The organism is Chromobacterium haemolyticum, from assembly GCF_009936155.1.
In the GTDB taxonomy this organism is placed as follows: Bacteria; Pseudomonadota; Gammaproteobacteria; order Burkholderiales; family Chromobacteriaceae; genus Chromobacterium; species Chromobacterium haemolyticum.
Genome location: NZ_AP019312.1, coordinates 4,758,114 through 4,773,880, shown reverse-complemented (window position 1 = coordinate 4,773,880; position 15,767 = coordinate 4,758,114). Strand labels below are relative to the sequence as shown.

The following is a 15,767-nucleotide window of genomic DNA, read 5'->3' as shown; positions in this document are numbered from 1 at the left end:
TGTCAGCCGACGATGCCCAGCGCGTCCAGGCTGTTGCGGCGCAAGGCACGGCGCAGCTCCGGCTCCGGCACGCCGCGCAGTTCGGCCAGCAGAGCGCTGAAGGCGGCCAGATGGGCCGGCTCGTTGGGCCGGTCCTGGGCGAACTCGGGGCGGATGTCCGGCGCGTCGGTTTCCAGCACCAGGCCGGACAGCGGCAGAGTGGCCGCCAGCCGGCGGATGCGCTGCGAGCCGGAGTAGGTCATCGCGCCGCCGAAGCCCAGCTTCATGCCCTGGCGCAGCATTGCTTCCGCCTGTTGCGGGCTACCGTTGAAAGCGTGGGCGATACCTAGCTCGACGCGCTGCTCGCGCAGATGTTTGAGCACGCGGTCCACCGAGCGGCGCACATGCAGCACCACGGGCAGCGCGTATTTGCGCGCCAGCTTCAGCTGTTCGACGAACAAGGTTTCCTGCCGCGCCGGGTCCAGTTCCGGCAGATAGAAATCCAGACCGATTTCCCCCACCGCTTCCGGCCGCTGTTCGCGCAGCGCGCGCTCCAGCTCTCCCAGATGCTCGTCCAGATGCCGTTCCAGATAGATGGGATGCAGGCCGAAGCCTATCCAGCAACCGTGGTCGCGGCGCAGGGCGGCGGCGGCGGCGAAGGTGTCGGCGCGCACCGCGGGCACCAGGATCTGGCCCACGCCGACGGCGCGCGCGCGTTCCAGCACGGCGGACAGCATCGGGGCCAGCTCCGGCGCGTCCAGATGGCAGTGGGTGTCGATCAGCGCGTCGGACGCGGGCGGGGAGAGAAAACGGTGCATGGCGGAGTCGTCGCTGGTTCAGCCGGCTTCCGGCTGCAATTGCTGCAGCAAGTATAGCCGTTGGTAGATGCCGCCCACGGTCATCAATTCCTCGTGGCTTCCGGTTTCGGCGATCTGGCCATGGTTGAGCACGATGATGCGGTCGGCGTCGCGTATGGTGGACAGCCGGTGGGCGATGGAGATCAGCGTGATCTGGCCGCGAAGCCGTTCCAGCGCTCTTTGCACCAGCTGCTCGGTTTCGCTGTCGATGTGGGAGGTGGCCTCGTCCAGCAGCAGGATGCGCGGCCGGCCCGCCAGCGCGCGGGCGATGGCGATCAACTGCTTCTGGCCGCTGGACAGCCGCGAGCCGCTCTCGCCCATATCGGTGTCGTAACCCTGTTCCAGCGCCAGGATCAAGTCGTGAGCGCCGGCGGCGCGCGCGGCGTCCTCGATCTGCTGTTGCGACAGCGGGCGGCCCATGGCGATATTGTCGCGGGCGCTGGCGGCCAGCAGGAAGGGATCCTGCGGCACCAGGCCGACGCCGTCGCGGAAGGCCGCGTCGTCGAAAGTGGCCAGCGCTTGGTCGTCTATCAGTATCTCGCCGCTTTGCGGCGCGTAGAAGCGCAGCAGCAGCGACAGCAAGGTGGATTTGCCGCTGCCGGTGTGGCCGACGATGCCGATGAAGCCGCCGGCCGGAATCTCCAGCGACAGATCGGGCAAGACCGGCCGCTCCGGCTGATAGCCGAAGCTCACCCGGCGGAAGCTGACCGCGCCCCGGCCGATGCGGCCGCGGCCCTGGCCGGCCGCCGCGGCCGGTTCCTGCAGCAGCGCATCCACCCGCGCCGCCGCCACCACCGCCTGCTGCAGCTGGCTGAACTGCATGGTGATCTGGATCAGCGGGTCCACCATGCGGCCGATATAGCTGATGAAGGCGTAGAGCACGCCTATCTGCAGCGCGCCCAGCGACCGTTGGCTGAAGCTGTAGATCACCCCGGCCAGCAGCAGCACTTTCAGTAAGTCCAGCGCCGGCCGCAGCAGCCAGGCGTTGGCGCTCAGTTCCGCGATCCGCGCCCGGTAGTAATTGTGGTTGGCCTGATCGAAACGCTCGGCGAAGCGGCCGGTGGCGTTGGAGGCTTGCAGCACGCTCATGCCGGAGATGGATTCCGCCATCTGAGCGTTGATGTCGCTGCGCAGCGCGCGGGCTCGCGTTACCGACGGCGCGCTCCAGCGCTGATACAGCCAGACGATGGCCAGCATCGCCGGGAGGAGCATTGCCGCCAGCAGCATCAGCCGCCAGTCCAGCCAGGCCATCGCCGCCATCACGCCGATCACGACGATGCTGCTGTCCAGCATCACGAACAGCACCTGCACATAGAGCGCCTTCACCGACTCGGTGTCGTTGGTGACGCGGCTGACCAGCTGGCCGGTGATCGCCTTGTCGAAGAAGGCCATGGGCAGCCGGATCACGTGGCGGTAGACCTGTTCGCGCAGCCTTTGCACCGAGCGCATCGCCACGCCGGACAGGCGCACCAGTTGCAGATAGCGCAGGCTGGAGGCGGCGTAGCCGGCCATCAGACAGGCGAGCAGCAGCAGGCCCATTTCCAGCCACTGTGGCGTGCGCGGCAGCAGGTAGCGGTCGATGAACACCTTGCCCAGCAGCGGCGACAGCGCTTCCATCAGCGCGGCGGCAATCAGCCACAGCGTGCCCCACAGCACATGGCGGTTTTCCGGAGCGGCGGATTGGCGCAGCAGGGCCACCGCCCGGCGCCGATTGATCGCGGATTGATCAGATTTCATCCAGGCTGGCCTCCAGTTGTTGGTAGCGCCACTGGCTGGCGTACCAGCCGTTCAGTTGCAGCAACGCCTCGTGACTGCCGACTTCGGCGATACCGCCGTGCTGCAGCACGATGATGTGGTCGGCGTCGGCCACCGCGGACAGCCGGTGGCTGGCGATGATCACGCTGCGGCCGCGGCGCGCTTCGCGCAGATGGTGCAGGATCTGGGTTTCGGTCTGGGTGTCCACCGCGGACAAGGCGTCGTCCAGCAGCAGCAGCGGCGCGTCGGCCAGCAGCGCGCGGGCGATGGCCAGGCGCTGGCGCTGGCCGCCGGACAAGGCCACGCCTTTTTCGCCCACCGGAGTGGCGTAGCCCTGAGCCAGACGCAGGATATCGTCGTGAACCGCCGCCAGCCGCGCTACGCGTTCGATATCGCGCTCGGAGGCGTCCGGCCGCGTCAGCGCGATATTGTCGGCCACCGAGGCGGAGAACAGGAAAGATTCCTGCGGCACCCAGCTAATCGCCGCGCGCAAGGCGTCCATCTTGTATTCCTCCAGCGGCACGCCGTTCCAACTGATGCTGCCGGCCGGCAGCGGATATTGGCGCAGCAGCAGGCGCAGCAGCGTGGACTTTCCGCTGCCGGTAGGGCCGACGATGCCCAGGGTCTGGCCACGGCTCAGGCGCAGTTCGATCGCGCGCAGCGCCGGCGTCGTCTGTCCCGGGTAAGTGAAGTCGAGATTGTGCCAGCGCAGTTCGCCAGCCGGCTCCGTTGTGTTGGAGCCGCTGTCGTCCACGGACTCGGGCGCGCTCAGCACGGGCTCCAGCCGGTTCCAGCCGGCGCGGCCGCGCTCCAGCAGCGACAACACCCAGCCGGCGGCGAACATCGGCCAGATCAACTGGCCCAGATACATGCTGAAGCTGGTCAGCGCGCCTATGGTCAGTTGTTGTTGCCAGACCAGATAGCCGCCCACGCCTAGCGTGGCCGCCGCCGCGGTGCTCAGGGTTAGCCCCACCACCGGTTCGAACGCCGCCTCCCAGCGTTGTGCCTCCAGGCTGTTGTCGGCCGCGGAAGCCGCCAGGCCGGCCAGTTCGCGGCTGTTGCGTTCCTCCAGGCCCAGGGTGCGCAGCGTGCGCACTCCGCTCAGCGTCTCTTGAACGTGGTCGTTGAGCCGGCTGAAGCTTTGCAGAGAGCCGGCCCAAGCCTGATGCACGCGGCGGGTGATGCGCCAGAAGGCGAAGGCCATTAGCGGGAAGGGCAGCAGCGCGGCGGCGGCCAGCCGCCAGTCTATACCCAAGGTCATCATCGCCAGCACCATCACCAGGGTCAGGCTGCCGTCGAAGCCCGCCAGCATCGCTTCTCCGGCGGCCATTTCCACCGCGTCGATGTCGTTGGTGGCGCGCGCCATCAGGTCCCCGGTGCGTTGGTGATGGTAGAAGCCCGGCCCCTGGCGGCTTAGCCGCTGATACAGCCGGGTGCGCAACTCCACGCCCAACTGGTAGGCGGCGGCGAACAATTGCAGCCGCCAGCCGGCGCGCAGCAAATAGATCACCACGCCGAACAGCAGCAGCCAGCTCAACTCACGCAGCAGCTGCGGGCCGCCAAGCTCGCCCTTGGCCAGCAGGTCGACGATTTGGCCGATCTGACGCGGAATCAGCACGGTGAGCACCGCCACGGCGGCTAGCATCAACGCCGCGCGCAGGTAGTAGGGCCAATGGCGGAGGACGAAGCCGCGCAGCAACGCGGACAGGCTGGCGCCGGAGGTGAGATCGGACGGGCGTGACATGGCGGAGGCGGGCATCCGGATGGGGTATCGAGTCGAACATTCTATGCCGAATCCGATAGCGGTGTCAGAACCGGTTCAAAGTCTGACGTGTTGCTGCGATACGGTATTGCAAAGGGTTTCGAAATGCGCACGTACCACCTGCGCATTACGCTTTTCCAGCTGTTTTCTCCTTGTTCCGCTCATGCGCGAAATCCTTTGAACAAGCTCAGGCCGAGCGGACCCGGCCTGGCGATTTCGCAACTGGGCTTAATTCGTTTGCGCCGCGGGCGTCAGCCGCGGCCTGCGCACTTTGTGATAGAGGACGACCAGCAACAGCAGGAAGGGCAGGCCGAAGACCAGGGTCAGTCGGAAGACCTCGGTAAAGACGGTGGTGACCATGATCGCCAGCATCAGCACCAGCCCGGTCAGCGTGCTGTAGGGAAACAGACGCATCTTGAATGGCAGATCCAGCCCGCCGGCCTGATCATGATGACGGCGGAAGCGAAGATGCGTGTAGAAGATCATCAGCCAGGTGAACATGGCGCCGAACATCGACAAGGAAATCATCAGCGTGAACGCCTGTTGCGGAAACAGCACGTACAGCACCGCCGCCAGCGCGATGCCGCTGGTGGACAGCAGAAGCGCGTTGACCGGAATGCCGCGCGGGTTCAGTTTGCCCAGCCCTACAGGCGCGTCGCCGGCGCGCGACAGGCTGAACATCATGCGGGTGGTGATGTAGAGCTGGCTGTTCATCGCCGACAGAGCGGCCACCACCACCACGAAATTGAGGATGCCGGCTGCGTAGGGAATATTAAGCACCTGCATCACGGTGACGAAGGGGCTGTTACCGGAGCCGATGCGGCCCCAGGGCACGATGGCGATGATCAGGCTCAGCGACAGCAGGTAGAACACCACGAGCCGCGCGATCGTGGCGCGGAAAGCCTGGCGCACCGCCTGCTCCGGATTTTCGGCCTCGCCAGCGGCCACCGCGATCATTTCCACGCTCAGATAGCTGAAGATGGAAATGACCACCGCCACCCACATCCCCCAGACACCGTTGGGGAAAAAGCCGCCGTCGGCGCTGAAGTTGTGCGCGCCGTAAGCCGGATTACCGCTGCCCCACACCACGTAGCAGCCCATCAGGATGAAGGCGAGGATGGCGAAGATCTTGATGGAGGAGAACCAGTACTCCACGGTGCCGAAGGCCTTGACGCTGGCGGCGTTGACGCCGATCAGCGCGCTGGAGAACAGCAGAATCCAGATCCAGGGCGGGGTGTCTGGAAACCAGTAGCGCATGTATTCGGCCACGGCGGTGATTTCGGTCCCCACCGCCAGCACCACGCAGGCCCAGTAGCTGTAGCGCACCAGGAAACCAGCCAAGGGGCTGACGTAGTGCTCGGCGTAGGCGCCGAAGGAGCCGGAGGTGGCGTGCGCCACCGTCATCTCCGCCAGACAGCCCATCAGCAACAAGGTAATCAGGCCTCCGATGGCGTAGCTGAGCACCACGCTGGGTCCGGCGAAGCCGATGGCGAATTTGCTGCCGAGGAACAGGCCGGTGCCGATGGCGCCGCCGATGGCGATCATGCTCATCTGTCCGGCGGTGAGCCGACGTTGCAAGCCTTGTTCTCTGTCTTTGATGTCCTGGAAGCTGCTCATGATGTTTCTCCTCTGTAGATGGCGCTGTTGCGGGATCTAACGTCCCTTGCGCTGTTGAGCCGCCGGCTGCGTAGCTATCGCGGGCGGCGGCTCTGTAGAGGCGCGGCGGCAGGGGCCGTCGCACCGTTCCGGGCTCAGGTCACTGCGCCGCGGCGATGAAACTCCGGTCGGTCCCAACTGCCGCTGTCCAGAATCTCGCGCAGGATTTCCACCGCGTCCCAGATGTCGGCATGGCTCAGGTAAAGCGGGGTGACGCCGAAGCGCAGCACTTCCGGCTCGCGGTAGTCGCCGATGACGCCGTTGGCGATCAGCGCCTGCATCACCGCGAAGCCTTGCGGGTGGCGGAAGCTGACGTGGCTGCCGCGGCGCACGTGCTCGCGAGGGGTGATCAGAGTCAGCGGGTGGCCGCCGCAACGTTGCTCCACCAACTCGATGAACAGATCGGTCAGGGCCAGCGATTTGGCGCGCAGCTGTTGGCTGTCCACCTCTCGCGCCACATCCAGACCGCACTCCAGCAAGGCCAGCGACACGATGGGCTGGGTGCCGCACAGGAAGCGGCGGATGCCCTGGGCAGGCGCGTAGTCGGCGGCCATCTCGAAGGGCTTGGCATGGCCCCACCAGCCGGACAAGGGCTGCCAGAAAGCGTTTTGATGGCGCGGGGCGACCCAGATGAAGGCCGGCGAGCCCGGGCCGCCGTTCAGATATTTGTAAGTGCAGCCGACGGCGAAGTCGGCGTCCGCGCCGTTCAGGTCAACCTGCAGCGCGCCGGCCGCGTGGGCCAGGTCCCAGATCGCCAGCGCGCCGCATTGATGAGCGCTGTGGGTCACCGCGGCCATATCGTAGAGATAGCCGGTGCGGTAATTGACGTGGGACAGCAGCAGCACCGCCACCTTGTCGTCCAGCGCCTGTTCCAGCGGCAGCGCCTCGTCGATCAAGCGCAGTTCATAGCCCTGCTGCAGGAATTCGATCATGCCCTGGATCATGTAGAGATCGGTGGGGAAGTTGTCGCGCTCGGACAGGATCACCTTGCGTTCTGGGTGGGTTTGCCGCTGGATGCGCAAGGCCGCCGCCAGCGCCTTGAACAAGTTGAGCGAGGTGGTGTCGGTGACCACGGTTTCGCCGGGGCCGGCGCCCAGCAGCGGCGCCAGCTTGTCGCCCAGCCGCGTCGGCATGTCGAACCAGCCGGCGGTGTTCCAGCTGCGGATCAGGTCATGGCCCCATTCCCGGGTGATTACCTGTTGGCTGCGCTCCAGCGCGCCCTTGGGCAGCACGCCCAGCGAGTTGCCGTCCAGATAGATGGTGTTGGCCGGAAGGTTGAACCGTTGGCGGAAGCCGGCCAGCGGATCTTGCTGATCGGCGATGAGACAAGCTTCGCGAGTGTGTTTCATGGCGGGTCCTACACGAGAGGGGTGGAAACGGGCAAGGGCCGCAGCACGGCGCGCACCGGGCTGGCGTCCAGGTTCATCAGCTTCAGAGGCAGCGCGATCAGTTCGTAATCGCCCTCCGGCGCGTGGTCCAACAGCAATTGTTCCAGGATGGCCATGCGCTGGCGCGCGGTGGCGTGGTGGGCGTCCATGGTTTTGCTGTCCATCGGGTCCAGCGAGGCGGTGTCGACGCCGATCAGGCGCACGCCCTGGCCGCCCAACCAATCTATGGCGGCGGCCTCCACGCCGGGGAAGTCCGCGTCCCAGGCCTCCAGCGGGTAGCGCGCGTAGCTGCGGATCAACAGGCGCGGCGGCAGCGGAGTGGGTTGGGTTGCGAGCCGGGACTGGATCTGCTCCAGCCGGATCAGCGGGCCGGGGGATAGACAGTGAATCACTCGGCACGGCCCCAGGTAGGCGTCCAGCGCTACTTGGCCTATGCCTTGGCCGGCGGCCTGGAAGTGGGATGGCGCATCGGCGTGCGCGCCGCTATGCGGAGACAGGGTCAGCCGCGCCACGTTGACCGGACAGTGGGCGTCCAGCTGCCAGGCGGGGCTGGCGTCGAAAGCGGTGTCGCCGGGCCAGACCGGCAGGCCGGCGCGCAGCGGGGGACTGATATCAAGCAACATGGAGCGGCTCCAGAGAGGCGAAAAGCTTGGAATCATGCTAGCACCAAGGCATCCGCCAGAAATTGCAAGTTGGTCTTGCTAATGGCATGCTTTTCGCAGGAACTGCAGCGGAATGGACAGATAACGATGGGAAATTGCAAATGCAACTTGATGCGATAGATTGCCGGATTCTTTCCGCATTGCAGCACAACGCCAGGCTCAGCAATCAGGACCTGGCCGATCAGGTAGCCCTGTCTCCGTCCGCCTGCCTGCGGCGGGTGCGAGCGCTGGAAAGCCAGGGTCTGATACGCGGCTATCACGCGCAGTTGGACCCGGCCCTGCTCGGCTACGAGCTGGAGGCCATCGTGCACGTGACCTTGGACCGGGCGCGCGAGGACTGGCACGAAGATTTCATGAACCGCATCCAGCAGTTCGAGGAAATCGCCGCCGCTTACATCGTCGCCGGTCCCAGCAACTATGTACTGCACGTCCGTTGTCGTAATCTGGCCGCTTTCAGCGGTTTCATCGTGGAGCGGCTGAACCGCATTCCCGGCATGCGCGACATCTGTTCCTACATCGTAATGCGCACGCTCAAGGATCAGCGCTGGGAAGTGCCGCTGGACGGTAAATAGCCTCGCACCGACGGTGTGGCTGGCGCGGAGGGGTGGCTTGGCATAATTACCATTGTTAATGAGAATCATTAGCATTAACTTCGGCGCTCCTGAACCCCACTCCATCCACACCATGAAATACTGGAGCCTTCCCGCCTGGCTGTTATTGTCGGCAGCCCATTCGCAAACCCTGTTGGCCGCCGAGCTCGCGCCGCAACTGGAAACCGTTCACGTCAGCGCCGAGCGCAAACGCGCGCTTTTGCATGGCGAGGAACTGGATGCGGCGCAATTGCGCCGCGCGCGCGGCACTGGCAACGCCGACATCTTTTCCGCCTTGCCCAGTGTGCAGGTCAACAATATCCGAAACGAAGCCGGCGCCATCGACCTGGGCATCCGCGGTCTGCAAGGCGAAGGCCGGGTGCCGGTATTGATAGACGGCAGCCTGCAATCCACCCACACCGCCCGCGGTTACCAGGGCACCAGCGACCGCACCTATATTGATTCCGACCTGATCAGCAAAGTCAGCGTGGAGGAGGGTGCCAGCAACGGCGCCTTCTCCAGCGGCGCGATTGGCGGCCTGGTGCAGATGCGCACCTTGGGCGTCGAGGACGTGCTTCGCCCCGGCAAGGATTTCGGCGTACTGTTGAAAGGCAGCCTGTACAACAATAACAAGATGCCCGCAGTGCCGGGAGACGAGCGCGACCAAGTTTATTACAAATTGAACAACGGCCTCAGCCCGCGAGTGTTCAACAATGGTTCGGCCACGCTGGCGTTGGCTTATCGGCAGCCTGGCCTCGATGCTCTGCTGGCTTACAGCAAGCGGCGCACCGGCAATTACTTCGCCGGCGTCCATGGCTATGAGGGCTACCCGGAAGCGGTGGTGTCGCGCGGTCAGGAGGTGGTGAACACCAGTTACGAGAGCGACTCTCTGTTGGCCAAGCTGGGCTTCGCGCTGGACGACGCGCAGCGCTTGAAGTTGATCTTCCGCCGCCACCGTCAGCAAGCTGGCGAACTGCTGGCCGCTTACTGGTACAAGAATTCCAACGACAAGAATTTCCAAGAGCTGCCGCCGGGGGTGGAGTCGATGCCGCAATGGGCGCTGGGCAGCGCCGTCGTGCATGCCTATAGCGCCAACTACAGCTATACGCCCAGCGACAACAAGCTTATCGACCTGAACTTGGGCCTGTGGGCCACCGAGGCGGATCTGGATCAGCACAACGGCTTATGGGCCGGCCGCCCCGGCGCCTCCTACGGCGATCAGTACATGCATGCCTACAACAACAAGCGTCACGGTTTCAATGTGCTCAACCGGTCGGAACTGGATGTCCTGCCCTTGAGCCTGAGCTACGGCCTAGCCTTCCAGCAGGAGCGCACCCAGCCCACCAGCCGCTACACCGAGCAGCCGAGGACGTTGGAAGCGTCGCGCAACGGGGTGCGCAATGAGCGCAGCCTGTTCGCCAACGCCGTCCTGTCCTATCGCTGGGCCAGCTTCTCTCTGGGCACGAATCTGCATGGTTCGACCACGCGCGACTATGCGACCAATCTGGAAGCGGATTACGCGCCCAAGCTGGACCTGACTGGCCAGGTGGACGTTCATCTTGCCAAGTGGCTGGATGTTTACGCCAAAGGCGGCCGCGCCTACCGCACCCCCAGCCTGTACGAAACAACCACCTCGTCCGAGGTCTTCAGCTACAACCCTTACAACCCCTTGCGGCCGGAGCGTTCGCTGAACCTGGAACTGGGCCTTAAGGCGAGTTTCCAGAACGTGTTCCGCGATCAGGAGCGCATCGGCTTCAAGGCCGCCTATTTCGACAACAAGGTAGCGGACTATATTTCCAGCGCCTGGCTGGACCGGACGCCGGGCATGCCGTCGTGGCAGGGCAATCTGACCTTCCTCAACTACGACAAGGTGGAACTGCGCGGCTATGAATTCGGCTTGGACTACCATAGCCCGTCCTTCTTCGTGGAAGCCGCCGCCACTCGCTACCTGGAGCCGGAAGTATGTTCGGTGAACCAGGCGACCCGGCGCGACGCCTCGGTGTGCAATCCGAACGGCTTCGCCTGGAGTCTGATCCCGACCCGCATCCCGCCCAAGAGCGTGTACGTGATTTCCGCCGGCAAGCATTTGTTGAACGGCGATCTGACCGTGGGCGGACGCTGGCGTTACCATTCGGGCAAGACCAATCCGGCGGACTGGCTCAAGGGCACTGGCGCGCAACCGGTGTTGGAACTGGCGTCCGAACGCTTGGTGGACCTGTTCATCGAGTACCGCCTGAACAAGCAAGTCAACGTGAATTTCAATGTGGATAACCTGACCAACCGCTATGCGGTGGATCCCGGCTCCGTGATCAGCATGCCGATCCCGGGGCGGACCATACGGATGGGGATGGAGGCGCGTTTCTGAGAGCCTGCTCAAAGCCTGCTGCGCTTCGTGGAGGGTTGCACGGTGAGTACAAGCTCAAAATGCTCATGTACCACGTGTACATTCCGCTTTTCCGCTCGTTTTCGCCTTGTCTCGTTCTTGCTCGCGTGGCTTTGAACAGGCTCAGGGAAACCGGCCGCGCGTTTTTTGCCGTGGCCGGCGGGAATCTGCGCGCCGGCCGGCGGTCTGTAGACTTTATGAGCCGTATGGACGCGGCCGCTCGATTCAGGGGGATAAGCATGAGCATCAAAGTGAAGCTGGCGCTGGGCGCGGCGGTGTTGGCCTTGGGGGCGTGGTTCTACGCGACGCCGTATCTGACGGTGCGCGGGATGCAGCAGGCGCTGGATGCGCGCGACGCGGCCAAGTTGTCCGGCTTTGTGGACTACCCGGCCTTGCGCAACAGTCTGAAAGAGTCCGTCGTGCCCAAATCGGTGCTGGACCTGAACCAATCCAAGGACAAGAACCCGCTGGCGGCGATGGGCGCGGCCATTGCCGACGCGGTGGTCGCCCCGGTGGTGGACGCCATGGTGACGCCGGAAAGCCTGGCCTTGATGATGCGGGGGATCAAGCCCAAGCCGGGTCTGCCGCAAGGCGGCGCCGATGAACCGGCGACCGGCGGCGGCGCATCGGAAGATCGGCGCGCCGGCGTGGATACGGCCATGGGCTATGAAGACATTGACCGCTTCGTGGTGACGGTGAAACAGAAGGAGAAACCCGAACAGTCCCTGGGCTTGGTTTTCAAGCGCGATGGCTGGTTCGGCTGGAAATTGTCGGCGGTGCGGCTACCCGAATAAGAAGCTGTTGACGATCCGCTACATGTTGGCCGTGTGGTGTTGAAACCCGCTTGGAAATGCTCATGCGCGATCGGCGCATTCCGCTTTCTCAGCGGGTTTCGTCTTGTCTCGTCTCAGTCAGCGAGATCGTGTCTAAGTAGAGAAGACAACAAAAAACCCGCATAGCTTGCGCTGTGCGGGGTTTTTGGGGTTTCGGCCTGCCAAATCGCTGGTGCCCAGAGTCGGACTCGAACCGACACACCTTGCGGCGGGGGATTTTGAATCCCCTGCGTCTACCAATTTCGCCATCCGGGCGTCTTCGGCATTCCGAGAACACGAATGATAGCGATAGCAAATCGCTTTGTAAATCCTTTTTTCCTAGGAGCTTCGCGGCGGCTCAATCCTGCTTCAGTTTGAGCACAAGGTCGTAGAGCTGTTTGCGGTTGCCGTCGCAGATCTGCGCGGCCAGGGAGGCGGCCTGTTTGGTGGGCAATTCCGCCGCCAGCAGCTTGAGCACGCGCACGGTTTCTTCCGGCACGGCGTCATCGGTCTCGTCGCGCGCCGGGGCAGCGTCCAGGATCAATACAATCTCGCCGCGCTGCTGGTTGGAATCGGATTCCACCCACTCCAACATTTCCTGGGCGGGGAGATTGCGGAAGGTCTCGAAGGTTTTGGTCAGCTCGCGCGCCAGCAGTACGCGGCGTTCCGCGCCTAGCTCCGCCACGATGTCTCGCAGGGTGTCGACGATGCGATGAGGCGCTTCGTAGCACACGGTCAGATGCGGCGCGGACTGCCATTGGCGCAGCGTTTTGCGGCGCTCGCCGCTTTTGGGCGGCAAGAAACCGTGAAACAGGAAGGACGGCGCGGTCAGACCGCTGGCGGACAAGGCGGCGATCACCGCGCTGGAGCCGGGCACCGGCCGCACCGGCAAGCCGGCGGCGCGCACCGCTTCCGCCAGCCGCGCGCCGGGGTCCGACACCGCCGGAGTGCCGGCATCCGACACCTGCACCACGATTTGGTCTTCGGACAGCCAGCGCACCACTTGTTCGGCCATGCCGCGCTCATTGTGCTCGCGCAGGCTGACCAGGCGTTTAGCGTGGATGCCGTAGGCGGACAGCAGTTGTCCGGTGACGCGCGTGTCCTCGGCGCAGACCACATCGGCGGCGCTGAAAGCCGCCAAGGCGCGGGCGCTGATGTCCGCCAGATTTCCAATGGGCGTGGCCACCACATATAATGTGCCGCGACAGAAACTTTCCCTGGCTGATTCAAGCAGATGAGCGAACGAAGTATGCAAAGACTGACTCCGCTGTTGGTTGGCGTCTTGATGACTTGGTTGACGCCGACAATGGCGCAAACCCCGGACTATATCATCCAAAGCAACACCGCGCCGCTCAAGTTGCTGGGCCAGCCGGCGTCTAAGCCGCTTGTTCCGGCGGCCGCGCCGCGCGACGCCAGCGCGACGGCGGCGAAACCGCAGCCGGCCAACGGCCGCCTGCGCGTCGGCCTGCTGCTGCCCACCGGCTCAGCCACTCTGGGCGAAGCCGCCGCGGTGGTGCGCAGCGGGGTGGAGGCGGCGGCGAGCGTGGATCAGAACGCCGAGCTGGTGCCCATCGACGCGTCCGAGGACACCGCCGTGGCCAGCTACCGTCAGGCGCTGGCCGGCGGGGTCAATGTGGTGATAGGCCCGTTGTCGCGCGGCGCCATCGCCGCGGTGGCGCCGTTGGTGTCTGTGCCCACGCTGGCCTTGAATTCGATAGGCCGCGAAGTGCCGGCCAATCCCAAACTGTTCTCCTTGTCGCTGATCGTCGAAGGCGAGGCGCGCCAAGTGGCGCGCCTGATGCATGAAGACGGCCGGGCCAACCCCTTGCTGCTGTTCGGCGCGGACAACCTGTCCCAGCGGTTGCGTCAGGCTTTCATCGACGAGTGGCGGGTCCTGAGCCGAGGCAAGTCGCCCATGGCCTTGGAGGCCAAGCAGGACAGCTTGCCTGCGATACTGCAGGCGGCGGTCGGCTCGGACGCGGTGTTCATGGCGCTGGACGCTCACGAGGCGGGCATCGTCAAGACCGCGCTGGCGCCGGAGTTGCCAGTGTACGGCACCTCCCAGCTTAACGGCCGGGGCAGCGCGGCGGCCTTGGCCGGAGTGAGGGTGATAGACATGCCCTGGTTCCTGATGCCGGAGCACCCGGCGGTGAAGCGCTATCCGCGGCCTGCGGCGGCGTTGACGGTGCAGACCGAGCGTTTGTACGCGCTGGGCGTGGACGCCTGGCGGCTGGCGGTGCTGCTGGCGGGCGCCAGGCAGCCGGCGGGGCTGAGGCTGGACGGCGTCACCGGCGACCTGAGGCTGGGGAGCGACCGTCTGTTCGAGCGCCAACTGCCGATGGCGGTGCTAAGCCTGGAGCAGCCGTAGTGAATCTCCAGGGCCGGCTCGCCGAGGATAGGGCGCTGGCCTGGCTGCTGAGGCGGGGTCTGACGCTGGTGGAGCGCAACTGGTCCTGTCGCGGCGGCGAAATCGATCTGATCATGCGCGATGGGCGCTACTGGGTGTTCATCGAGGTGCGCCATCGCGCCAGCGCGGCCTTTGGCGGCGCGGCCGCGAGCATAGGCGCGGCCAAGCAAAGGAAACTCATGCTGGCCGCCGAGGTCTATCTGTCCCAAAAGGGAATAGACGCGCCATGCCGTTTTGACGCGGTGTTGACCGTGGGCGAGGCGGAGCCGCAATGGTTGCAGAATATTTTCATGTAGTGCTATGGGCCGACAGGCCCTAGAGAGATAAGGATGTCCCATGGATTTGATTGACCGCGTCAGCGGGCATTTCCTGGAAAGCATCGCCGTCAAGCAAGAGGCGATGGAGCTGTTGGCGCCGGCGATAGCCGCGGCGGCGGAACAGATGGTGGCTTGCCTGATGAACGAAGGCAAGATTCTGGCTTGCGGCAATGGCGGTTCGGCGGCGGACGCGCAAAACTTCGCCGCGGAAATGGTGGGGCGCTTCGAGAAGGAGCGGCCGGGATTGGCGGCGATTTCGCTAGCCACAGACAGTTCCGCCTTGACCGCTATCGGCAACGATTACGATTTCGACATGGTGTTTTCCAAGCAAGTGCGCGCGCTGGGGCATACCAACGATTTGCTGCTGGCGATTTCGGCGTCCGGCAATTCCGCCAATGTGATCGAAGCCATCTACGCGGCGCACGAGCGCGGCATGAGCGTGATCGCCTTGACCGGCATGGACGGCGGCAAAGTGGCCGAGATCCTGTCGCCGGAAGACATTCAGTTGATCGTGCCGGCGTTGCGCCGTTGCCGGATTCAGGAAGTGCACACCCTGGTGGTCCACGCCTTGTGCGACACCATTGATTACATGCTGTTGGGAGGTGAATGATGAAGCGTCGCGTATTCGCGGTATTGCTGGCTGCTGGTTTCAGCAGCGCCTTGAGCGGTTGTTTCGGCGTAGTGGCGGCGGGCGCCGCCGGCGGCGCGCTGGTGGCCACCGACCGTCGCACTAGCGGCGCTTATGTGGACGATCAGGGCATCGAACTGAAAGCCGCCGACCAGATCGGCAAACTGTTGCCGTCCGCCCACGTCAACACCACCAGCTTCAACCGCGCGGTGTTGCTGACCGGCGAAGTGCCCAGCGAGCAGGCGCGCCAGCAAGCGGAACTGACCGCGCGCGGCATCCCCAATGTGCGCCGCGTGTTCAACTACACGGTAGTGGCGCCGTCGTCCGGCTTTTCCGAGCGCAGCAGCGATACCTGGGTGACCAGCAAGGCGCGCACGCGCCTGCTGGACGGCAAAGGCTACAACCCCAACAACGTCAAGGTAGTGACCGAGCGCGGCGTGGTCTACATGCTGGGCATGGTGACCCAGGCCGAAGGCGCGGCGGCGGCGAAGGTGGTCAGCGAGACTTCCGGCGTGCAAAAAGTGGTGACCCTGTTCGAATACATCAACGACATCGCGCAGTGACGCGGATG

General features: G+C 64.6%; 14 protein-coding genes and 1 tRNA gene. 7 read left to right on the top strand and 8 right to left on the bottom strand.

Annotated features, from left to right (window positions below; genetic code table 11):
• Positions 1–2: 2 nt before the first annotated feature.
• The 6 genes from GYH29_RS22005 to kynB form a co-directional block, all read right to left on the bottom strand.
• On the bottom strand, positions 3–797 hold the full coding sequence (locus tag GYH29_RS22005; RefSeq protein WP_161524411.1) for a TatD family hydrolase: 795 nt from the start codon (positions 795–797) through the stop codon (positions 3–5).
• 18 nt (positions 798–815) lie between these two features.
• Positions 816–2,573, bottom strand: coding sequence for an ABC transporter ATP-binding protein (locus GYH29_RS22000; RefSeq protein ID WP_161524410.1), 1,758 nt, complete (start codon positions 2,571–2,573; stop codon positions 816–818).
• Positions 2,563–4,335 (bottom strand): ABC transporter transmembrane domain-containing protein, encoded by a 1,773-nt coding sequence (locus tag GYH29_RS21995; protein ID WP_039756530.1) that lies wholly within the window; start codon positions 4,333–4,335, stop codon positions 2,563–2,565. The genes GYH29_RS22000 and GYH29_RS21995 overlap by 11 nt, the downstream gene beginning before the upstream one ends.
• A gap of 246 nt (positions 4,336–4,581) precedes the next feature.
• Positions 4,582–5,970 (bottom strand): amino acid permease, encoded by a 1,389-nt coding sequence (locus GYH29_RS21990; protein WP_043640636.1) that lies wholly within the window; start codon positions 5,968–5,970, stop codon positions 4,582–4,584.
• Between the two features lie 134 nt (positions 5,971–6,104).
• A complete protein-coding gene (gene kynU / locus GYH29_RS21985) occupies positions 6,105–7,358 on the bottom strand; it encodes a kynureninase (protein ID WP_161524409.1) in 1,254 nt (417 codons plus the stop codon).
• Positions 7,359–7,366: 8 nt separating this feature from the next.
• Positions 7,367–8,020, bottom strand: coding sequence for an arylformamidase (kynB, locus tag GYH29_RS21980; RefSeq protein ID WP_161524408.1), 654 nt, complete (start codon positions 8,018–8,020; stop codon positions 7,367–7,369).
• Positions 8,021–8,160: 140 nt separating this feature from the next.
• Between kynB and GYH29_RS21975 the strand changes: the two genes are divergently transcribed.
• The 3 genes from GYH29_RS21975 to GYH29_RS21965 all read left to right on the top strand — a co-directional run bounded on the left by GYH29_RS21975 (position 8,161) and on the right by GYH29_RS21965 (position 11,826).
• Positions 8,161–8,631: an Lrp/AsnC family transcriptional regulator gene (locus tag GYH29_RS21975; RefSeq protein WP_043589560.1), complete on the top strand. Its 471-nt coding sequence runs from the start codon at positions 8,161–8,163 to the stop codon at positions 8,629–8,631.
• 58 nt (positions 8,632–8,689) lie between these two features.
• A complete protein-coding gene (locus GYH29_RS21970) occupies positions 8,690–11,014 on the top strand; it encodes a TonB-dependent receptor domain-containing protein (RefSeq protein ID WP_161524407.1) in 2,325 nt (774 codons plus the stop codon).
• A gap of 257 nt (positions 11,015–11,271) precedes the next feature.
• Entirely contained in the window at positions 11,272–11,826 is a 555-nt protein-coding gene (locus GYH29_RS21965; protein ID WP_052051875.1) for a DUF2939 domain-containing protein, read from the top strand.
• Between the two features lie 209 nt (positions 11,827–12,035).
• On the opposite strand, the gene GYH29_RS21960 is transcribed toward GYH29_RS21965, so the two are convergent.
• A tRNA-Leu gene (locus tag GYH29_RS21960) sits at positions 12,036–12,120 on the bottom strand.
• 82 nt (positions 12,121–12,202) lie between these two features.
• Entirely contained in the window at positions 12,203–13,099 is an 897-nt protein-coding gene (gene rsmI / locus GYH29_RS21955; protein ID WP_174243652.1) for a 16S rRNA (cytidine(1402)-2'-O)-methyltransferase, read from the bottom strand.
• Between rsmI and GYH29_RS21950 the strand changes: the two genes are divergently transcribed.
• From GYH29_RS21950 to GYH29_RS21935, 4 genes are read left to right on the top strand one after another with little or no spacing between them, the layout of a single operon-like run.
• On the top strand, positions 13,094–14,212 hold the full coding sequence (locus tag GYH29_RS21950) for a penicillin-binding protein activator (RefSeq protein ID WP_161524406.1): 1,119 nt from the start codon (positions 13,094–13,096) through the stop codon (positions 14,210–14,212). The genes rsmI and GYH29_RS21950 overlap by 6 nt on opposite strands.
• Positions 14,212–14,547 (top strand): YraN family protein, encoded by a 336-nt coding sequence (locus tag GYH29_RS21945; protein ID WP_019102462.1) that lies wholly within the window; start codon positions 14,212–14,214, stop codon positions 14,545–14,547. Before GYH29_RS21950 ends, GYH29_RS21945 begins: the two co-directional genes overlap by 1 nt.
• A 40-nt stretch (positions 14,548–14,587) precedes the next feature.
• Positions 14,588–15,178 (top strand): phosphoheptose isomerase, encoded by a 591-nt coding sequence (locus tag GYH29_RS21940; RefSeq protein WP_019102461.1) that lies wholly within the window; start codon positions 14,588–14,590, stop codon positions 15,176–15,178.
• Positions 15,175–15,759 carry a BON domain-containing protein gene (locus tag GYH29_RS21935; protein ID WP_231138275.1) on the top strand — a complete coding sequence of 195 codons (585 nt, stop codon included), beginning with the start codon at positions 15,175–15,177 and terminating at the stop codon, positions 15,757–15,759. Before GYH29_RS21940 ends, GYH29_RS21935 begins: the two co-directional genes overlap by 4 nt.
• Positions 15,760–15,767 lie beyond the last annotated feature (8 nt).